Annotated in this window: 12 protein-coding genes; 5 read left to right on the forward strand and 7 right to left on the reverse strand. The window is 59.4% G+C overall.

All coding sequences use genetic code 11. The annotated features are described in order from the left end of the window. Position 1 precedes the first annotated feature (1 nt). Complete coding sequence (locus WS68_RS10570) at positions 2-907, reverse strand: SAM-dependent methyltransferase (RefSeq protein ID WP_231752984.1); 906 nt, start codon at positions 905-907, stop codon at positions 2-4. Between the two features lie 488 nt (positions 908-1,395). Here WS68_RS10570 and dxs point away from each other — a divergent pair, with 488 nt between their 5' ends. Together dxs and idi are read left to right on the forward strand one after the other, a co-directional pair. Further along, a complete protein-coding gene (gene dxs, locus WS68_RS10575; protein ID WP_082709942.1) occupies positions 1,396-3,354 on the forward strand; it encodes a 1-deoxy-D-xylulose-5-phosphate synthase in 1,959 nt (652 codons plus the stop codon). 127 nt (positions 3,355-3,481) lie between these two features. Continuing rightward, entirely contained in the window at positions 3,482-4,024 is a 543-nt protein-coding gene (gene idi, locus WS68_RS10580; RefSeq protein WP_059570742.1) for an isopentenyl-diphosphate Delta-isomerase, read from the forward strand. Positions 4,025-4,082: 58 nt separating this feature from the next. Here idi and WS68_RS10585 read toward each other — a convergent pair whose 3' ends face one another. Beyond that, on the reverse strand, positions 4,083-6,197 hold the full coding sequence (locus tag WS68_RS10585; RefSeq protein WP_442857158.1) for a prolyl oligopeptidase family serine peptidase: 2,115 nt from the start codon (positions 6,195-6,197) through the stop codon (positions 4,083-4,085). Between the two features lie 441 nt (positions 6,198-6,638). On the opposite strand from WS68_RS10585, the gene WS68_RS27530 reads away from it, so the two are divergent. The 3 genes from WS68_RS27530 (at position 6,639) to WS68_RS10595 (ending at position 10,029) form a co-directional block, all read left to right on the forward strand. Continuing rightward, entirely contained in the window at positions 6,639-6,917 is a 279-nt protein-coding gene (locus WS68_RS27530; protein WP_156429450.1) for a hypothetical protein, read from the forward strand. Positions 6,918-7,806: 889 nt separating this feature from the next. Then, positions 7,807-9,570, forward strand: a complete 1,764-nt coding sequence (locus tag WS68_RS10590) for a S10 family serine carboxypeptidase-like protein (protein WP_059570744.1) — start codon at positions 7,807-7,809, stop codon at positions 9,568-9,570. Positions 9,571-9,639: 69 nt separating this feature from the next. Then, a complete protein-coding gene (locus WS68_RS10595) occupies positions 9,640-10,029 on the forward strand; it encodes a hypothetical protein (protein WP_059570745.1) in 390 nt (129 codons plus the stop codon). A gap of 76 nt (positions 10,030-10,105) precedes the next feature. Here WS68_RS10595 and WS68_RS10600 read toward each other — a convergent pair whose 3' ends face one another. The 5 genes from WS68_RS10600 to WS68_RS10620 all read right to left on the reverse strand — a co-directional run bounded on the left by WS68_RS10600 (position 10,106) and on the right by WS68_RS10620 (position 19,563). Further along, positions 10,106-11,899 carry a S53 family peptidase gene (locus tag WS68_RS10600; RefSeq protein ID WP_197419575.1) on the reverse strand — a complete coding sequence of 598 codons (1,794 nt, stop codon included), beginning with the start codon at positions 11,897-11,899 and terminating at the stop codon, positions 10,106-10,108. A gap of 862 nt (positions 11,900-12,761) precedes the next feature. Next, positions 12,762-13,583 (reverse strand): ABC transporter ATP-binding protein, encoded by an 822-nt coding sequence (locus tag WS68_RS10605; protein WP_059570747.1) that lies wholly within the window; start codon positions 13,581-13,583, stop codon positions 12,762-12,764. A gap of 125 nt (positions 13,584-13,708) precedes the next feature. Then, complete coding sequence (locus tag WS68_RS10610; RefSeq protein ID WP_059570748.1) at positions 13,709-15,376, reverse strand: arylsulfatase; 1,668 nt, start codon at positions 15,374-15,376, stop codon at positions 13,709-13,711. A 67-nt stretch (positions 15,377-15,443) separates the two neighbouring features. Continuing rightward, the gene (locus tag WS68_RS10615; protein WP_197419576.1) at positions 15,444-17,099 is read right to left on the reverse strand and encodes an ABC transporter permease; all 1,656 of its coding nucleotides are present in this window, start codon (positions 17,097-17,099) and stop codon (positions 15,444-15,446) included. A 25-nt stretch (positions 17,100-17,124) separates the two neighbouring features. Beyond that, positions 17,125-19,563: a TonB-dependent receptor gene (locus tag WS68_RS10620; protein ID WP_059570749.1), complete on the reverse strand. Its 2,439-nt coding sequence runs from the start codon at positions 19,561-19,563 to the stop codon at positions 17,125-17,127. Positions 19,564-19,568: the final 5 nt, after the last annotated feature.

A 19,568-nucleotide genomic window follows, 5' to 3' on the forward strand; every position in this document is an offset into this window, starting at 1 on the left:
ATCAGTCGATCGGCCGGGTGACGATTACGCTGTATGTCGACACCTTGTTTTTGATCAGTGCGACGGACCAATTCTCGGCCAGTACGCGCAATTCCTCGAGCGTACCCGTCGCCCCATGCGGAAAATGTTTCTCAATGTTCGCTTTCGAATCCATCAACCAACGGGCAACGTCGATATTTGACGGCAATACACGCATGTCGTACATCTTGAAGCCGGTATCGGTCAAAACCTGCGAAAAATACTTGGGCGTTTTACGGTGCTTGCATGCAATACGGTCCACTTCGTCCGGTGTATCCGACATGTATTCATCGAGATCCACGTTGTAAAGATTATCTGAAATCACCACCATGCCGCCGGGCCGTACTCTTCCATACAAAGCTTGCATCGATTTTTCATATAATTCGTTCGGAAAGTGCGAAATCACGCCTCGGATGATGACGAGATCATATGGGGCCGCATGATCCGGCAGAAGATGAATATCTTGAGCATTGCATTGATACAGATTGATCCGATCCGCCAGCCCATGTTTTGCATGGAAACGGGCGCAATATTCGAGTTGCTCCCGGCTCACGTTGATGCCATCGAGCCGCATGCAGTTAGGAAAGCGTTCAGCCAGATATTTGAGTATGTAGCCCCAGCCACACCCGATATCGAGAATACGTTCGACCTCGGGACGATCCGGATCGTCAAAACCCGCAAGGTTTAGCTGGCGCTCGAAATACCGGATACCAGCCTCATCCAGCGAGATCGGCGGCGTCGAGCGCGGATCATCATAGACGCCGAACTGAAATAACAAATAGTCACCAATTGCCTTACGCCATTCTTCCGGATCGCCTTGATAAGTCGTTTCGATCTTACTTTCGTAATCGTTGACAGCATCGCCGCGCAAGCACCTGATCGGCAACATTCTGGAATTCATTGAGTTATGGGTAGACGCTCCCCGTTGAGCATTGACATGTTCCATATTTCACCCTTTCACATGAAAAAGCAAATTTGATTATTTCAAGTAATATGATCACAAAAAATCACACGCAGCATGACTTCATTAGATCTAAAGCCCAAAAATCTCTACCTCCTACAAATCACGAAACACCAGCACCAAATCCATTCACTTGTAAGCATAAAATTCATAACGCACTTATTTAAATTAATTTTCACAAGAAATAGATTCAATTTTCGACATCAACCCTATTTACGAAACAATCTTCAGTCTGGAGTTTTTTCGCTTTTGATACTACGATCTTCAAAAAAAGAAGATGTTATTTTTTATATGAAACGGATTTTTATTTTTCAAGGATTTCCTCAACAAGGAAATACCAATGCAAAAATTATTGTTTTAAATCACTTAATAAAAAAGGATGTAATTGGTGCAATTATTACCACGGGAAAACCATCATGTATAACCTCCTCCAACACATCCGCTTACCCTGCGACCTCCGCACGCTCGAGCGCGCGACGCTCCCCCAACTCGCCGACGAGTTGCGCGCCTTCGTGCTTGACAGCGTATCGAAGACAGGCGGCCATCTCGCCTCAAACCTCGGCAGCGTCGAACTGGCGATTGCTTTGCATTACGTATTTGACACGCCGCACGACCGCATCGTCTGGGATGTCGGCCATCAGTCATATCCACACAAAATCCTTACCGGCCGCCGCGACGCGATGCCGACCATCCGCCAGTTCGGCGGGCTTTCCGGCTTCCCCCGCCGCTGCGAATCGCAATACGATGCGTTCGGCACCGCGCATTCGAGCACGTCGATTTCAGCCGCCCTCGGAATGGCACACGCGGCGCGGCTGCAATGCGTCGCGCGCCATTGCGTCGCCGTCATCGGCGACGGCGCACTATCCGCCGGCATCGCTTACGAAGCGCTGAACAACGCCGGCATCGTCGATGCATTGCCGTTAATCGTTGTCCTAAACGACAATGACATGTCGATCTCGCCATCGGTGGGCGCACTCAAGCACGCGCTCGGCAGGCTGATTGCGAGCCGGCCACAGATGCACGCCAAGCGGCATGCGCAGGATGTGCTGAATCTCGCGCGGTCAGCACGTCAGCCAGCCAACCGGCTCGAAGCACCGGCCGCCCCGGTGGCGTGGTTCGAAGAGTTCGGCTTCAACTACACCGGCCCGATCGATGGCCACGACGTCAATCAGTTGATCGACGCGCTGGCCAGCCTGAAACGCACGCCGGGTCCACATCTGCTGCATGTCGTCACACAGAAGGGCCACGGCTATCCGCAGGCCGAAGCTGATCCTATCCAGTATCACGGGCCCGGCAAATTCGATCCGGCCGTGGGCATCGTATCGGGTCAATCCAAGCGAAAAACCTATGCACAAGTCTTTTGCGAATGGCTATGCGACGAAGCCAAGCGCGATGAGCGCGTCGTCGCGATCACACCGGCGATGCGCGAGGGTTCTGGCCTCGTCGAATTCGAGCGGCGCTTCCCGGCCCGCTATTTCGATGTCGCAATCGCCGAGCAGCATGCGGTTACGTTCGCGGCCGGACTGGCGGCGGACGGCATGCGCCCCGTCGTCGCGATCTATTCAACGTTCCTGCAACGCGGCTACGATCAGTTGATCCACGACGTCGCGATCCAGAACTTGCCCGTCACGTTCGCGATCGACCGCGCGGGCATCGTCGGTGCAGACGGCGCGACACACACGGGCGCGTTCGATCTCGCGTATCTGCGTTGCATCCCCAATCTGATCGTGATGGCGCCGTCGAACGAGAACGAGTGCCGGCAAATGCTGCATACCGCGCTGCGGCAGCCTGGGCCTTGCGCGGTTCGTTATCCGCGTGGCGGTGGATCGGGCGCGGTGATCGAAGCGGAGATGACGGTGCTGCCGATTGGCGTCTCGGCACTGCTGCGTTCGAGCAATGCGCCGAACGGGCGGCGCATCGCACTGCTCGCGTTCGGGACGATGGTGGCACCGTCGTTGAGCGCGGCCGAAGCGCTCGACGCAACGGTGGTCGACATGCGCTTCGTCAAACCACTAGACATCGCCCGGCTGCGCGAGATCGCGTCGACCCACGAGGTTCTCGTCACGATCGAGGAAGGCTGCCTGCATGCAGGCGCTGGATCGGCTTGCGTCGAGGCGCTGGCAGACATGCTGATTTACCGTCCAGTGCTGCGCATCGGCTTGCCGGATACGTTCGTCGAACACGGCGAGCCGGAGGAATTATTGAAATTGAATGGGCTCGACCCTACCGGCATTCGAGTGTCAATCGAGCGTTTTGTCGCCCAGCTCGATAGGTGGCCCGCAGCGGCTGCCGCCAACGCAGCCACGGCGGCCACTGCAACCATTCTGCCGTTCGACGCAATGCTCGATAACGCTCCACACCCGTATTCGCTGTAATGTTCGCACTGCTATCGTTACTCGGCAAAAGAAGCGGCATTCCAATCAACCGGCAAGCGCAGCGGTCAGCGCCAATCGCAGCATCCGTGCGCGCTGACACAGCAGCGCGGAAATAACAGGAAACCAGATGGAAGAGCGCTTGATCCTCGTCGATGCCGACGACCGCGCACTCGGCGTATGCGGCAAACTGCACGCTCACCGCGAGGGGTTGTTGCATCGCGCATTCTCTATTTTCGTGTTCGATTACGCAGGCCGCTTGCTGCTACAGCAGCGAGCGCATGGCAAATATCACTCGGGCGGACTGTGGACCAACACTTGCTGCGGACATCCGCGCCCCGGCGAAACATTACCGGATGCCACACGCCGCCGTCTGCACGAGGAAATGGGCTTCGTCTGCGAACTGCGGAAGGTCGACACGCTGCTATATCGCGAGCCGCTCGACAACGGGCTCGTCGAACACGAGTTTCTACATATCCACACCGGCGCGTCTCAGAATGTGCTCGCCCCGGATCCGGCCGAAGTTGCCGCGTGGCAATGGATCGATCTGCCGGCACTGTTCACATGGATCGCGGCAGACCCTGATGCATTCACTATCTGGTTCCGGCACATCGTCGCGCGGACGGGCAAAGGCGGCCTGTCGGCATGGGCCGCCAGCGCGGGCGCCGGCTGAGGGCCGTTGGCGGCACCGCTGCCGTGCGCTGACGCATGGCTCGCCCGGCAAACATCCATCAATCGTGACGCGAACCGATCGTCGTCCATAGGAATTCATACACTATCGAATGCGTGCGCGCGATGGCTTCCGGCTCGACGCCTGCTCCATGCCCACCGTCACGCTGCTCCCAATACCACACCTGCTCATGCCCGAGCGCCTGCATCCTCGCGACCATCTTACGCGCATGCCCCGGATGTACCCGGTCGTCCGTTGCCGACGTCGTGAATAGAACGGGCGGATAGGCAACGCCCGCTTTCACGTTCTGATATGGCGAGTACGCCATTAACGCGCGCAGTGCGTCGGCATCGTCGGGATCGCCATATTCGTCGATCCACGCCGCACCTTGCAGCAAAACATGAAAACGCGCCATGTCGAGCACGGCCATCTCGGACACTACTGCGCCGAACAAATCCGGACGCTGTATCATGCAGGCCGCCGTCAGCAAGCCGCCATTGCTTGCGCCTCGAATAGCCAGTTGCTTCGGCGTGGTCGTCGCGGCGCTGACCAGCGCCCGCGCGACGGCGATGAAATCGTCGAATGCGGTCTGACGCTTATCGCGCAATGCAGCCCGGTGCCACGAAGGCCCAAATTCGCCGCCGTCGCGAATGCCGGCAATCGCCAGCACACCGCCCGCTTCGAGCCATGCGTATCCGTCGACGTTCAGATAAAACGGCGTATCGAATTCGACTTCGAAGTCGCCATAGCCGAATAGCACGCACGGCCGCGGATTGCCACGCAAATCGCTCTCGCGGCCAATGACCCAATAAGGAATCCGAGCCCCATCGGGCGCGGCTGCATAGCGGCGCTTAACTGCCAGCCCCGCCGCATCGAACTGCGCAGGCAGCCGGGCGATCAGCCGCCAGGGCGACTCGTTCGCGAGATCAGCCCAATGCAATGACGGCGGAGTCAGAAAATGCTCGGTATGAATCAAGACCGTATCGTCGCGAATTTCATCGATTGGGCTCAACGACACCTCGCACCCCTGCGGCAACGCCCATTCGCGGTCTTGCCACGCGCTTTCGGCGCCCACAGGCGGCCTCCATAGCGTCACCTGCGTCATTCCGTCCCGTTTGTGTTTGACGATCAGCCAGTTTCGCGTGTAACTCACGTCCGACAGGATATGCCGCTCGCCCGGGGCGAAAAGCACGGTGACATCACGCGCACCATTGACGAATGCGGAGCGCCGAAACCCCAGTAACGTACCGCCCGCATGCGTCGTGCCGCCGACTGTCCAATCCGAGCGAATCGTGACAAGCAACCATTCGCCCCATTCGAACACGCTTGCGTCGCGCGGCACGTCGTAGCGTTGCCACGTTCCGTTCTGATCAAGCCAGAATCCTTCCGACTCGAAGAACGTGACGTCGCGCCACGCCAGATGCCGTTTATTCACATCGTCATACGTCGCCACCACGGACACGTCGTCCCGTGTGCCCTCAAAGACGACCGGCGCCGCTGCAACACCGGTGCCGCGCCGCCATTTACGCACCTGGCGCGGAAAGCCCGACGCAGTGAGTTGCGGCGCGTCGTTGATCGCGCTGTCGTCCCAGCCGACATAAACCGTGTCGCGATCGATCCACGACACGCAGTGCCGCCCGGCTTGGGCAAGCTCGAACCCGCCTTCCACAAACACTCGTGAGTTCACATCGTATTCACGCACGATACACGCGTTCGCGCCACCCGGCGAAAGCATCACGAGCGCGCGGTCGTAGGTGGGATGAACGAGCGTGAAATCCACCAGAACCCAGCGCATGCCATCGCCGTCGCGATTGTTTAAATCAATCGCGCCGACATCCAGCACGTCCTCCCACTGCGGCCGGCCGTCGAGCCATGCCTGCCATGGCGTGCGCCGAACCAGGCCAAGCGGATGCGCATCGTCGGTCCATGTGTTGTAGCCCCATGCATCGAAACGCGAACATTGTGCGATACGTTCGCCCGACGTGAAAATCTGCGTGATGCGCCGGGCACGCGCCTGCGAACGCGCGGTACCGCCGAATGCACACATCGTGCGCGTGTTCTGCTCGCCGATCCAGGCCTCGACACCGGAACCCTGCGCCGACTCGAGCGCAAGATAGGGGTCCGACGTGTGCTCCAACGGCGACTGAGTGATGTGAGGTTTCGATAACAATGTAATGCTCTTCCGATTGATCAACGCGACCCGAGCCCATCGCATACATTATTTCGGATCGTCTCAAGAACACTTCCTGACGGGCTCGCGCCGGAAATTCCTGAAGTCTCTTTCATGAAGGCTTCAGATGTTTAGTCCATCATATTTCATCCATTGAATTGAGTAGCATAACTAAGTTGGTGGCGGCTCTTTCCAAGAGCGATCGTGAACGCGGTGAGTCGGCCTGAGCGCAACGCCTGTCTTATTCCCTTCGACGCATGCGCAAGCGGAACTGGAAAATCCGGGGCTTCCGAAACAGCAGGCATCGCCATGCATTCGCATTGCGTGACGAGACGTACATGTGACGTACAAAACCGCCGTGATGCCGGAATCAAATGTATATGTATGCGAATACAAATTCAGTGCGCCACCCATCTTGCGAAGTCACCACTGTTCGCGTCAATCAACATGTTGCATCAGCAACAAAAATCAACAATGATTCGCTACCGGGTAACCTATATCCATGACATGTCGCATTTATTCAAAGCCGCCACATCTGCCATTTGCGAAATGGACTGGTCCATAAGGCTGCGCAACATATGTGCAAGTCAGCGGGGAAGAACTGCGGCTATCCGCCGGACTCTCGCACGCGGATCAACATCGAAAGTGGTATCGCTCTCAGGGGTGCTTGCGCTGCGCTTTTTCGAGCACGATACCTATGACCGTGAGGCCACGGGTGAACAATAAGAAGCGATCAACCCAAGTCGCCCGTTACCGGCAAATCACGCGGACATTCATCGGCTACCCTCGTGAGCCGTTGACGATAGGATCTCTACACTGTCACGAGCAATCACCCGTTGTTCCCGAAAACACCCATTCGCCCTTGCAACGGGCGCTTATAGCCTGATTTTTGTTGATTTTTATAGTTGAATTTTACATCTGGAATTTCATCATTCAATTTATCAACGGCTGTGCAAATAGATTTCAACGAGATCCTCGCAATAGAAGATTCACTTTAACAATCATTCATCACACCATATTGAAATACGGCGAAATTGATTTAAATTTTACGAAATCGGACTGCGCTCGCATCCGTCCAGACCGTTGATGCTGACATGCATACTCGCACGCGCCTTTTTCCCGCCAAAATCATGAGCGCTTACCCAGGTTTGCATGAGCGACACGCGCAACGGCCACCGAAGGTACCGCCCAGGCCACGCAGCCATGACGTGCTGCGTCGCCGCAATCGCTGGGGTGCGGTTATCCTAACGCGCGCCGCGCTTTGTCGATACGATGCGATTGAATTGCAACAAACCGCTGTTATGCCTAGCGTTGCGATGTAAATTTTTGAAAGTATTTGCCCTCACAATAGGCTGCGGACCTGCTTGACCGATCAGCCTCCCCTTTCGTGCACACCATCTCGGCGGTATGTCGCCGAATAGCAAAAATTCTCCAATGCCGCTAAAAAATTTAGAGTAACTAAAGTATATTGATCGGGCTGGGTCTGCGGCGTCTCACTCACTCACTCGCTTGCGACGCGCAAACTCGGGCGGGCTTCACCGCACAGCGTGTGGCCCGCAATCCTGCGAGATCACAAGAGCCATTCAAAACCCATTCAGAACACAAGGGACGAGAGATGGAAGAAATACGAGACGAAGCCAGGTTCGTGCTGAAGCGGGCTGGCCGGCATGCAGGGGGAACATTGCTGGCGTGCATGGTGCTGGCGTCGATTGCCGGGTGTGGCGACGACATCGACACCCAGCCGCTGCCGCCCGATCGGCCCTTTACCGACTCCGTGGCCTACTCGACCAAGTCCGGCGGCAGCCTCCCTATCGCGCAGGTCACGGAACAAGCGGCTGTCATGCATCACCAGTGGAAATCCGGCGGCACGATCGTCAACTATACGACGACGACAGGCCACTTGACCGCTACGGACCCGAACGGCAATCCGCAAGCGTCGATGTCGTATGTCGCCTATACCGCGCCCAGTCTGGACGGCTCCCCCCGCCCGGTCACGTTTTTTTATAACGGCGGCCCTGGCTCGTCTTCGATCTGGCTGCGGCTGGGCTCGTTCGCGCCGACACGCGTTGCGACGCCCGATCCATTGATGACGAACTGGCCGAATTTCCCGCTCGTCGATAACAAAGAAAGCCTGATCGCGACAACCGACATGGTGTTCATCGATCCCCCCGGCACCGGCCTGTCCGAGGCAATCCAGCCGAACACGAACAAGACGTTCTGGGGCGCAGATGCGGACGTGAAGGTGATGCGCGACTTCATCCGCCGTTATCTTGCAGTGAACAATCGCTCGAACTCGTCGATTTATCTGTACGGCGAATCATACGGCACGCCGCGCACGAACATGCTCGCGCTATCACTCGAATCCGCCGGCGTGAAGCTGACGGGAATCGTGCTCCAATCGTCGATTCTCAATTACTTCGCCGATCCGGGCGAAACCTACGCGATCACGAGCGGCGATCCGAGTGCGAACGCGGTGGAGCTGAAGCTCGCGAGCGACGGCATGATCGGCTACTTCCCGAGCTATGCGCAGGTTGCCGCCTACTTCAACCAGGTGTCGCCGACACCAACAGATCTCGGCGCGTATGCAACGAAGATCCTGAACTTCGTCGCCGCACAGTACACGTCGCTGTCCCAATACGGTCCAACGTTCTTCTTCGCCGGCACATCGTTGGTACCCACGCCGGTGTTCCCGGACAACAATACGCTCGCGTCGTGGTCCACGCAGACGAATATGACGGTATCGTCGCTAAACGCGTACTTCGGCAATAGCTATTACGGCACGGCGCTCGTGCCCGGCTCGACAATCGGCCGCTATGACGGCCGCGTGTCGCTGCCAAGTTCGGACCCTCGCCTGCAAAACGACTCCGATCCGTCTGATATCCTGATTTCCCAGCCGTTTACGAATGCGCTCGCGACGCAGCTGCCGAACTATCTCGGCTATCAAGCGCCAAATGCGACTTACGCGCCACTCAACAACGACATCATCAGCGCATGGGATTTCAGCCACGCAGGCCAGGCTGTGCCGGACACGATTCCGGATCTGCTCGCTGCGCTGCAGCTCAATCCGAAACTGAAGGTTTTGGCGTCGAATGGCTATCACGATCTGGCGACACCGTACTTTTTGACCGAAAACCAGCTCGCGCGCCTGCAATCCGTATCGGGGCTCAACCCGAATCTGCAGGTTACGCTCTACCAGGGCGGCCACATGATCTACCTGGACGACGTGGCGCGGCCGAAGATGCGGGATGATCTCGTCGCCTATTATCAAAGCAAGCCGATCTCGACCGCGCTGTCGCTCGCGCAATTGCCGCCACCGTGGCCGGACGAAAATCCGGCCGGCACGCCAACGGTGAAGACGGCGATCGCAGCGGCCCGCTAACGTAGCAATGCAGCACGGCGCCGCCGCTGGCAGCGCCGTGCGCTCAACCATTCCGATACGAGAAACGTCATGTCCAAGACTCTGTCACTGCGACGCATCACGCCGGTCCTGATGCTGGCCGCAATTGCGAGCGGCGCGTGCGCCGCATCACTGCAAGCCGTAGCGCCAGCGACACCGCCGAAAGGCGGTGGCGTCGACGGCCCGTTCTTCCCACGCACGACGATCGCCGCACCTGCATCGGCCACGACAGGCGCCGCGCTGCAACAACAAGCGCAAAGCCGCCTCGCCGCCAGCCTCGGCGCAAACAGCACGCTCGCGAATGGCGGCGCGATCTCGAAGACCGATGCGCAAGCCAGCGGCCTGGGCTTCGTTGCTCAGCATTTCGAAGAAATCGATACTGCGCATACCGGCAAGGTCACGCTCAAGCAAGTGCAGCAGTTCCTCCAACAACGGCAATAACCAACCCATAAGAAAACAGGTGGGCTCTTAAAAGCCCACCTGCCAATCGCTGAATCAACGCCGAAGCCGGTGGCAATCAGTGTTGATTCGACGTCGTCACAAAGCCCGGCGTATTCGTGATGAAGGTGTTCATGCCGGAAATGTCGAAGCTACCCCAGCCCGCTGCATTGTCCCAGCTGGCGCCTGCCGTATAGAGGCCGTTGCTGCCGCTCGTCACGTCGTGTACCGGCATCGTGGTGCCATACGCATAAAGCGCCGGCGCTGCAAAGCCCATCGAGTTGCCGTGCGCGCTTTCCAAGCGGGCCCAGGAGCCGACGAACAGCGGCGAAGCCAAGCTCGTGCCACCGTTGTCGTAATAGCCGGATTGCGTGATACCGCTGCCTTTGCTCGTCGAGCTATCCGGCACATAGGCCATGTAATAGCGGATCGGCGAATTGTTCCAGTCCGCATCGAACACCATGTCGGGCACCGCGCGATAGTTGCCCGAAACCGTGGTCTGCCATGCCGGCTTCGCTTCGATCTTGCTCAGTCCGCCGCCGCTGTACGGCCAGACGGTTTCGGAAATGTAGCTGTCGGTAGTCGTCGTGTTCAAAGTCGTGCCGCCGACGGAAACCACATACGGCGAAGTGGCCGGATAGCTTACGGTAGGCTGAGTTTTGTCGCCATAAGCGCCGTTCGTCGGCGCTTTGCACGGATATGCGCCGTTGTCGCCCGAGGAGACCGAGAACGTCTGCCCTTGCGCGACACCCAGCTTGAAGTACGAATCGAGCCAGGCCGTATCGCTCGTGCCAGAGCACACTTCGCTGTTGGTATCGCCCCAAGACATATTGATGACCTTGGCGATGTTGTCGCTGACGGCACCATTGATCGCTGCAGCAATTCCGGCGTTGGTCGCCGAACCTCGCGGATGCCGTGAATCGATGTTGCTATACGCGGTATAGAACGTCAGGCTTTTCACGCCACCGCTGACTCCAGCAATCGCTTGGGCATCCATCGACCACTCGCCGCGGCCACTGTCGTCATTGCCCGTCGCGCCCGCCGTCGGACCGCCATAGCCCTTGATCGTCGTCGGGATGCTGGGCAGGCCCTGGTCCTTGGTCATATAGGCCAGATCGGCCGCGCTGTTGGTCATCGTTCCCCAACCGACGATGGCCACACTAGTCCCCGTGGCCGCCGGCACCGATCCGGCGTTGTAGACCGTCGCAAACTCCTTCGGATAGTACGCATGGCCGCCCGAGCTGTTAACCGTATAGGCCGGCTTCGGCGTGCGCGAGAAAACCTGTGGACGATGCAGCGTCTGCAGGCCCAGCACGCGATCGACCGTGCCGCTCAATGCCGCCGGCACCTCCACCTGCGCCGTGTTCGCAATCGCATCGCGCCCATGCACGTTGAAGTGACCGATCGACGTGTGGAACGCGGCACGCGCGGTGCCGACCGTGCCTTGCGCCGTAACGGCCATTCGATTCGGCGCGATCTGGACATTGGTGAAGCCTGCGCGAGTCAGGTGATCCGCAACGGCTTGGGCTTCCTGCTGGGTCGGTGCGTAGTTCTCCGTACTTTCGCTCGCGCTCAGGAACTTGTGAAACGACGCGCTTCCCGGGCGATGTACTTCCTTGATGAATTGATCGAGCTTGCTTTCGTTGCGAAGCTTCATCGTGACGGTGATCGACACCGGTTCTGAATCATTCGCAATTCCAACCAATTGTGTGTTGGTTACGTTCGCGTGCACTTGATTGTGTGTTGGTACCCAGTTGCTCGCATCGGTTCCCGGCGTTGCGTCGGCAAACGCTGCTCCGCTTGTTGCAAACGCGATAGCCAATGCAGCCGCCAAGCGGCCTTGCTTGAACACTCGTGATGTGGCCTTGTTCATGTTGGGTCTCGTCTCATTAATCATTTTGCATTCCTATCTATTGATGGTGGATTTCATCATTGGAAAGCAACGCCATTCATCGATGTGGGTGTGTTGGATATCAAGCGTGCTTCGCCTACGCGATTTCGCGGTGCCTCGTACCACAAAGGAGAAGCGCTGAGCGTCCAACTCGTCGACATCAGGCTTGCCGAGTTTTCTGCATGGTTAGCTCTAGGGGTAACTAGCACTGTTGCAGCACCGATGCCCATGGATAACGGGACGATCGGATGCGAACGGATTCGTGACCCAACGAACGAACACGATTCACGGTGACATAAAATCCCTCCCCTCCTTCCAGCGACCAATCAAAACTGGATCAGGGGATCAGCCCGGCGCTCCCATGAGCACCGAGCCGAAACACCCCCCCTGTTTCCAGTACCGCCATGATTTTTTGCATGCTTCCGCATGGAGTTCTTTCACGTTTTAATTAGTGCGGCAATGCAATTGCAAAAAAATATTAAATGGAAATTCTCTCGATATTTAATCTCTATAACTGCGATCGATCCTAGTAACCCAAAATGCGCATGTCAATAACTTTGTTTGATCATCATCCATTGATTGTTAATCAATGAAAATTTTCTTGTTTGAACTATAAAAATTCAACAATTCGCGAAGAAAACAGCAGAAAGGTTTGTAATTATAGATATACAATCTTGATTTAATTCCCAATGAGAATTAATTGTGGAGTAGAAGAAGGGGCCGTTTGCGGGCTTGGCGAGCCGATGAAGCGAACCAAATATGGGATATTGCTCCCATTATTTGGATTATAAAACAGTAAATGTCAGAGTAATATATTTGAAACGTTTTACTCGCCCGAATCCATTTACCTGGCAATGCGATTTAATTCGAGTGTGTACACCGGCGCCTGCAAGCTGCTTATATCTTCGCTATCGCACAACAGCAAGGCTGCGAGTATTTCCCGATAACGGTGGAAATCGTAGCTAAGCCGCTCGCGCGGCCTGGGTAGCGCGATATCGACAACCTGCCCGATGCGCCCGGGTCCGGGCCGCATCACGACGACGCGATCGGCGAGGTACACCGCTTCGTCGATATCATGCGTGACGAGCAGCGTCGTGATTCGCTCGTGCTTTCGAACGCGTAGCAACTCGTCTTGCAATTGATGGCGGGTAAGCGCATCGAGTGCGCCGAACGGCTCGTCGAGCATCAGGATCCGCGGGCTTGCGACCAGCCCGCGCGCAATCGCTACACGTTGGGCCATGCCGCCCGAAAGCTGATGCGGCAACGCGCGCTCGAACCCGCCGAGTCCGACTAACCGGATCGCATCCGCCACGCGCTGCGCCACGGCATGCGTCGGCAGCGCTTGGGCAGCGATGCCGAGCGCAACGTTGCGCTCGACCGATAACCACGGAAACAGCCGGTGCTCCTGAAACACGATGCCAAGCTCCACGCCGACGCCGTCGATCGGCGCGCCGTCAACGCAAATGTCGCCGTCGAACGCGGTGTCGAGTCCAACGAGCAAGCGCAACAGCGTAGACTTGCCGCAACCGCTCGCGCCCACTATCGCGACGAATTCCCCTGTCGCGATGTCGAGCGAAAAATCGCGAATCGCCTCGTAGGGGCATCCGCCGACGTCGAAAGTCTTGCTCACGCGATGAAATGCAACGGCGGGTGCCGATCGATTCATGGCCATGCTCCGTTTGAATAGAGAAAGAACGCGTTCAAGCCGCGTCGCCGCGGCAATAGCGGGCGAACGTCGATCGCGAGGCCAGGCATGCGTCTGACGTGACTCGCGCTCGACGTTCGGGCCGGTCAATCTTCCTGCTGTTGCGGCAACGTCTCGAATATGCGCTGTGCACCGGACTGCACGCCGTTTTCGATCACGTAGCGCTCCCAATGCGTGAGCAATGCGTCGAGGCGCTCGGGTTCGGCGCCGGCAAGATCGCGGGTTTCGCCGGGATCGTCGGCAAGATCGTAGAGTTGCCACGCGCCCGGGCCCACGGGCTGCGGAATGAACACAGCCTTCCAATCGCCCTGCCGCACCGCGCGCATGCCAAACAGTTCCCATCCCGTCACGTGTTCGGCGTCATGCACGTGCGGCGCCGTGCGCCGAAGATAGCTCACGAGCGATGCGCCCTTCAGCGGTGCGATTTCGCGGCCGCGATATTGCGCCCCTGGATGCGCTATGCCTGCAAGTTCAAGCACCGTAGGCGCGACATCCATCACAGTCGCGAACGCGCTACCGATCTCGCGCTTGCGCGCGAGTGCCTGATAGTGAGCGAACGCGACGACGCGAATCCCGCCTTGCGTCGTGAATGCCTTGTACAACCGCGACGGCGCAGTCGCCGCCTGAGCCCAGCGTGGGCCGTACCAGACATAGGAATTCGCGCGGCCGATATTGTCGAGGCTGTTGTCGTAGTACTCGCGCAGGAACTGCTGCAAGTTCGGGCCGAACACCGGCAATGCCTCGAGCAAAGCGCCCTCCGCGCCGTTGTCGGATAAAAACAGCACGAACGTATTATCGAATTCGCCTGTCGCCTTTAGATAATCGATCACGCGGCCCACGTTCCAATCGAGCCGCTCGACCATCGCCGCATAAACTTCCATCGTCCGCGCGGAAAAGGCCTGCTCGTCGGATGTAAGCTGCGCCCATTGCAGGTTTTGCGCAACGACAGGATGGGCTTCGGCGCCGGCGTCGAGCAAGCCCAGCTCACGCTGACGCGCAAGCCGCGCTTCGCGCAGCTCATCCGGCCCGTGCGCGTAGCGACCTCGATATTTCGCAACGATCTCGGCTGGCGCCTGCAATGGCCAGTGCGGCGCGGAAAACGGCAGGTACGCGAAGAACGGACAGCCATCGTCGGGACGCTCGCCAAGGTAATGCAGCAGCTTGTCCGCGAACGTATCGGACGAGTAGAAATGCTCGGGCAGCGCGTCGACGAAGTGATCGTCTTCGACATACAGCGAGCGCGTCGTTCGCATCAGCCTCGGCTGCTCGGCGTCGGCCGAGACCGGTTCGAAACCGTAATGGTTTGCCGCGCCCGGCAACAGTGCGAACGATCGCGTGAACCCCCGTGCCGCGGGCGCGCGATCAAGCGTGAGCCCGAGATGCCATTTGCCCGCCATCGTCGTGAAATAACCCGTGTCGCGCAGCAGCTCGGGCAATGCGACGACACGATCGTTCAGATATCCTTCATAACCCGGTTTCTCCTGCAACTCCGGGGTCAGCGCCTCGGCCATCGTGCCGATGCCAGCGATATGGTGATCGGTGCCGCTCAGTAGCATCGAGCGGGTTGGCGAGCATGCGGAAGCCGCATGAAAATCCGTAAAGCGCACGCCCGCGTAGGCAAGCGCATCGAGATTCGGCGTCGCGATTTCGCCGCCGAACGCGCCTAGATCGGAAAAGCCCAGATCATCGGCAACGATGATCAGAAAGTTCGGCCGATCAGCCGGCCGGCGACGCGAGATGACGGAAGTCGACATGGTGGTCCTGGTTTGGAGTGCGATAAACACCGAAAACGGAAATACACGCTCAAGCCGCGAACGCGACTCAACTCGGGTCGCGCCAGCGCGTTGCCGCGGTTTCGAGCCGGCCGCCGAGCCAGCCGAGCACCGCGCCGAGCGCGCCGACGATCACCGCTGCGCTCAACAATCGGTCCATTCGAAACAATTGCTGCGCATCGAGCATGAAGCTGCCGATGCCAACGCCCGACGGCATGAAATATTCGGCGCCGATCGCGCCAAGCCACGCGTAGACAAGCGCGAGCCGCAGCCCCGCGAACAGGCCCGGCGCAATCGACGGCAACACGAATGCAGCAAGGCGCTGCCGCGTAGACAGCCGCAGTGTTCGCGCCACTTCGGCAAGCTGAGACGACAGGTTCTCGACTGCCCGCTGCGCGGCGACCGACATCGGAAAGAACGCGGCAAGCGCGACGAAAATCACTTTGGCAAGCTCGTCGATGCCGGCCCATGCGGTCAATAAAGGAATCCACGCGAAGATCGCCACTTGGCGCAACGCCGCGAGCGTCGGAGCGACGGCGCGGCCGACCCCGCGCAAGAGCCCAAGCGCGACTCCCGCGCCGGTTCCGGCCAACGCGCCGAGCGCAAGCCCTTCGAGCGCGCGCAGCAACGTATGCGCGAGCGGCACCGGCAACGCGCCGCTCGTTAGATCGAGCCATGTGCCCGCAAACACAGCCGACGGCGCGGGCAACAAACGCGCATCAACCCATTGCCAATGCGCGCAGGCGGCCCAAACGGCGACGAGTACAGCCGGCAGGATCGCGCCATTGAGTCTGGCGAGCGCGCTGGGCGGCGCGCCTGACGCATGCTCGGCCAACGCGGTGCGCGGCCAGCGAACGATCCATGCATCGAGCCGGCGCAACACATCGTCCATTGCAAAGCCTGTAACGCCGATCGCCGCAATGCAGACGAACACGATATCGAGCTGAAACATCTGCCGGCCCCATACCATCAGGTAGCCGATCCCCTCGGACGACGCGAGCAACTCGACCGCGATCAGCGTAAGCCAACCTTGCGCGAGCGCGATTCTCAGCCCCGTCATCACCGGCGGCAATGCGGCGGGCGCAATGAGCAGGCGCCATGTCGCGCTGCGCGGCAGCCGGACAACGGCGGCAATCTCCGCGAGCCGCGGCGGCACCGTGCGCATGCCGAGCTGCGTATGGACCGCCACCGGCACGAGCACGGCCTTGACGATCAGCATGAGCTTCAGCGCTTCGCCAATGCCGAGCACGACCATCAAAAGCGGCAGCCATGCAAGCGTCGGGATTTGCGCGAACGCGTAAAACAGCGGCGACACCAGCTCGCTCGCGAGCCGCGATCGCCCCATCAGCGCACCGAGCGCGATGCCCGCGACCACGCCTGCCGCAAACCCGATCGCAAGCCGCATGAGGCTTACCGCGAGTTGAGCAAACAAGTTGTCCGACGCGAGTTCGATCGCGGTATGCCAGACCAGCTCGGGTGTGGGCAGGATTTGCGGCGACATCCAATGCCGATGCGCCGCATGCCACCACAATGCAATCCATAGCACCGGTAGCGCCGCGCAGCTCAGCGCGCGCCAACCGGCCGCAGCCCGCGCGAGGCGGCCGGCCGCGCGGCTCAGCGTTTGCGGCGTATAAACGCGCGCCGCGCCGGCGGGCCGAAGCGGCACGGCGCGCATCGATACGATCGGCTCGCTCGATCTTGCCATCGTCAGGCTCCTGAGTCGTCACGCATCAATAGTCATAGCGCAGCGTCGCGCCGATCATCCGCTCGTCGCCCACCGATGCCGTATACGCACCGTTGTAGGTCGCGAACGACGCGAGGTAATAGCGCTTGTCGAACACGTTGCGCGCCCATATCGACAAGTCCCATTGATGCCGACCTGTCGCAAGCCGCCAGCCGGTCGTCAAGTTCAGCACGCCGTAGCCCGGCAGACGTCCGTACTGCGAATCGTCGAGCGTGCCGTACTGGCTCGAGCGCAGCGAATATTGCGCGGCGATGTATTGGTCGATCTCGTGACGAAGCCGGAACTGGTATTGCGCATTCAGATTGACGATCCAGCGCGGTGCGCCGGCAACCGGCCGCCCGCTCAGGCTGCACGTCGCTTTCGGATTCGGGATCGATACCTCCGACGGGCATGGCGCATTTTTATACGACGTATAAGCCGCGTTCACATACGACGCGTTGACGCCCAACACGAGATCACGGATCGGCATCGCGCGCAAATCGAGTTCTGCGCCACGGCTTCTCACGTCCGCTGCGTTCGTCAGCACCGAGACGACGCCGGTGGGCGTTGCGACGAAGCTGGTCGCTTGATAGCCGCTCACCTGCGTCCAGAAAAGATTCGCGTTCACGATCAATCGGCGTGCGAACCATTCGCTCTTCACCCCGAGTTCCGCATTGTTCACGCGTTCGGGGCCGACCACGAGTGATTGCGCACCCTGGGTGGGCGCAGACGACACCGACATGTTCACGCCGCCCGATTTCTCGCCGTGCGACAGCGTCGCATAAGCGAGCACGTCCGGCGCGAGCTTGTAACCGACATTCAGCAGCGCGGACGGGCTCAGGCTATACAGATTCAGATCACCCGATGCGTACTGCCCGATTACACCGTTACGCACCGCCTGCAGCGCGGCGGGCAACGGCGCGCCGCCGACCGGCGCGTTGCGCGTGACACTCGCCGCCTTGGTCTCATAGGTGCCGCGAATGCCGGCCGTCACATCCGCGCGCGGCGTCGCGTGCCACGTGGCTTGCGCGAATAGCGCGAAGCTGTCAGTCGTCATCGTCGCGGGCGCGCTCGATGCCGTATTCGCGAGCGCTCCGCCATGGTTGCCGAGAATCATCGCGTCGGCAAACGGACCATAGTATGCGAATGTGTTGTTGCTCAACCGCTGATGAAAATAATACGCGCCAAACACGTAATCGACGCGGCTGCCCGTCGGCGACGCGAACCGGAACTCCTGAGAAAGCTGATGATCGTTGACCGCAACGCCCGTGTTGTAAATCACGGGCCTGTTGAGGTTATCGTCGTTGGAGGGCTCGAAATTCCAGAAACGTGCGGCACTGATCGATGTCAGTGTGTGACCGCTTTGCAGCGTGTAGTTCACTTCGGCCGACACTCCGCCCTGGTGGACGCTCACGTGTTGCCGCGAATCCAGATTGACTTGATACAGCGCGGGATTGGTCACCGGCGTCGCGCCGATGGATGCCGCGCGGCTCAGAAACGGATTGTAGCCGTTGATCGTCGGACCGAAGCCGTACAGTACCGTCGTGCCGTAGCTCGAATCCTCGCGATGATAATCGGCGATCACGCGCGCGCTCAGGTTCGCAGATGGCTTGAACAGCAGTTCGCCGCGCATGCCTTCGCGCGTGCCGCCGTTCAACCGGCTGCCGCTGAACAGATTCGTCACGTCGCCGTCCTCATGCGTGCGATACAGGACCAGCCGGCCAGCAAGCGTCGTCGAAAGCGGCCCCGAGAGCACCGCTTTCGATTGCACGTAGCCATGCAGGCCAAGCGACTGCTCGAGCGACGCCTCAGCGCGCATCGTCGGCTTGCGCGTGGTGATATTGATGATGCCGGCTGTGCTGTTCTTGCCGAACAGCGTGCCTTGCGGGCCACGCAGCAGCCCGATCTGCTCGATGTCGAGCGAATCGACCACCGCCATGCCGGGACGCCCGAGATACACGTTATCCAGATAGACGCCTGCGCTGCCTTCCAGGCCGTCATTGGCCGGATTGTTACCAAGGCCGCGCACCGAGACGCTCGATTGCCGTGCGTGGATGAACGCGACATTCGTACTCGGCAGCACGGTTTGCAGATCCTGCACGCGGTAGTTGCGCAACAGTTCGAGATCGTCGCCGGTCACGGTCGAGATCGGCGCGGGCACGCGCTGCGCGTTTTCCTTGCGGCGGCGCGCAGTGACGATGACGTCCTTCAGCACGACGGCAGGTGATGCGATTGCATCGGTGTTCGATACGGCGGGCTGACTTCCGGGCGGTGTCGTGTCGCCGGGAGCCTCTGCACGGGGAATCGTTGCCTGCGCCGCATGAATTGTCCGAGCCGCGTCGGCCGCCCGGGCGGGTGTGTCCGCCTGGGCCCAAACCGCAATCGTCGGCATCCACGCCGCCGCAAACGCCGTCCATTTCAACCGTGCCGTATTGCGTTTAGTCATCCTGG

It is taken from the genome of Burkholderia sp. TSV86 (assembly GCF_001522865.1).
In the GTDB taxonomy this organism is placed as follows: Bacteria; Pseudomonadota; Gammaproteobacteria; order Burkholderiales; family Burkholderiaceae; genus Burkholderia.

Coding starts and splice junctions, on each gene's coding strand:
- WS68_RS10590 (WP_059570744.1), top strand. CDS start 7,807: ATGGAAGAAATACGAGACGAAGCCAGGTTCGTGCTGAAGCGGGCTGGC.
- dxs (WP_082709942.1), top strand. CDS start 1,396: ATGTATAACCTCCTCCAACACATCCGCTTACCCTGCGACCTCCGCACG.
- WS68_RS10600 (WP_197419575.1), bottom strand. CDS start 11,899: ATGAACAAGGCCACATCACGAGTGTTCAAGCAAGGCCGCTTGGCGGCT.
- WS68_RS10595 (WP_059570745.1), top strand. CDS start 9,640: ATGTCCAAGACTCTGTCACTGCGACGCATCACGCCGGTCCTGATGCTG.
- WS68_RS10615 (WP_197419576.1), bottom strand. CDS start 17,099: ATGGCAAGATCGAGCGAGCCGATCGTATCGATGCGCGCCGTGCCGCTT.
- WS68_RS10605 (WP_059570747.1), bottom strand. CDS start 13,583: ATGAATCGATCGGCACCCGCCGTTGCATTTCATCGCGTGAGCAAGACT.
- WS68_RS10610 (WP_059570748.1), bottom strand. CDS start 15,376: ATGTCGACTTCCGTCATCTCGCGTCGCCGGCCGGCTGATCGGCCGAAC.
- idi (WP_059570742.1), top strand. CDS start 3,482: ATGGAAGAGCGCTTGATCCTCGTCGATGCCGACGACCGCGCACTCGGC.
- WS68_RS10620 (WP_059570749.1), bottom strand. CDS start 19,563: ATGACTAAACGCAATACGGCACGGTTGAAATGGACGGCGTTTGCGGCG.
- WS68_RS10570 (WP_231752984.1), bottom strand. CDS start 907: ATGTTGCCGATCAGGTGCTTGCGCGGCGATGCTGTCAACGATTACGAA.
- WS68_RS27530 (WP_156429450.1), top strand. CDS start 6,639: ATGTTGCATCAGCAACAAAAATCAACAATGATTCGCTACCGGGTAACC.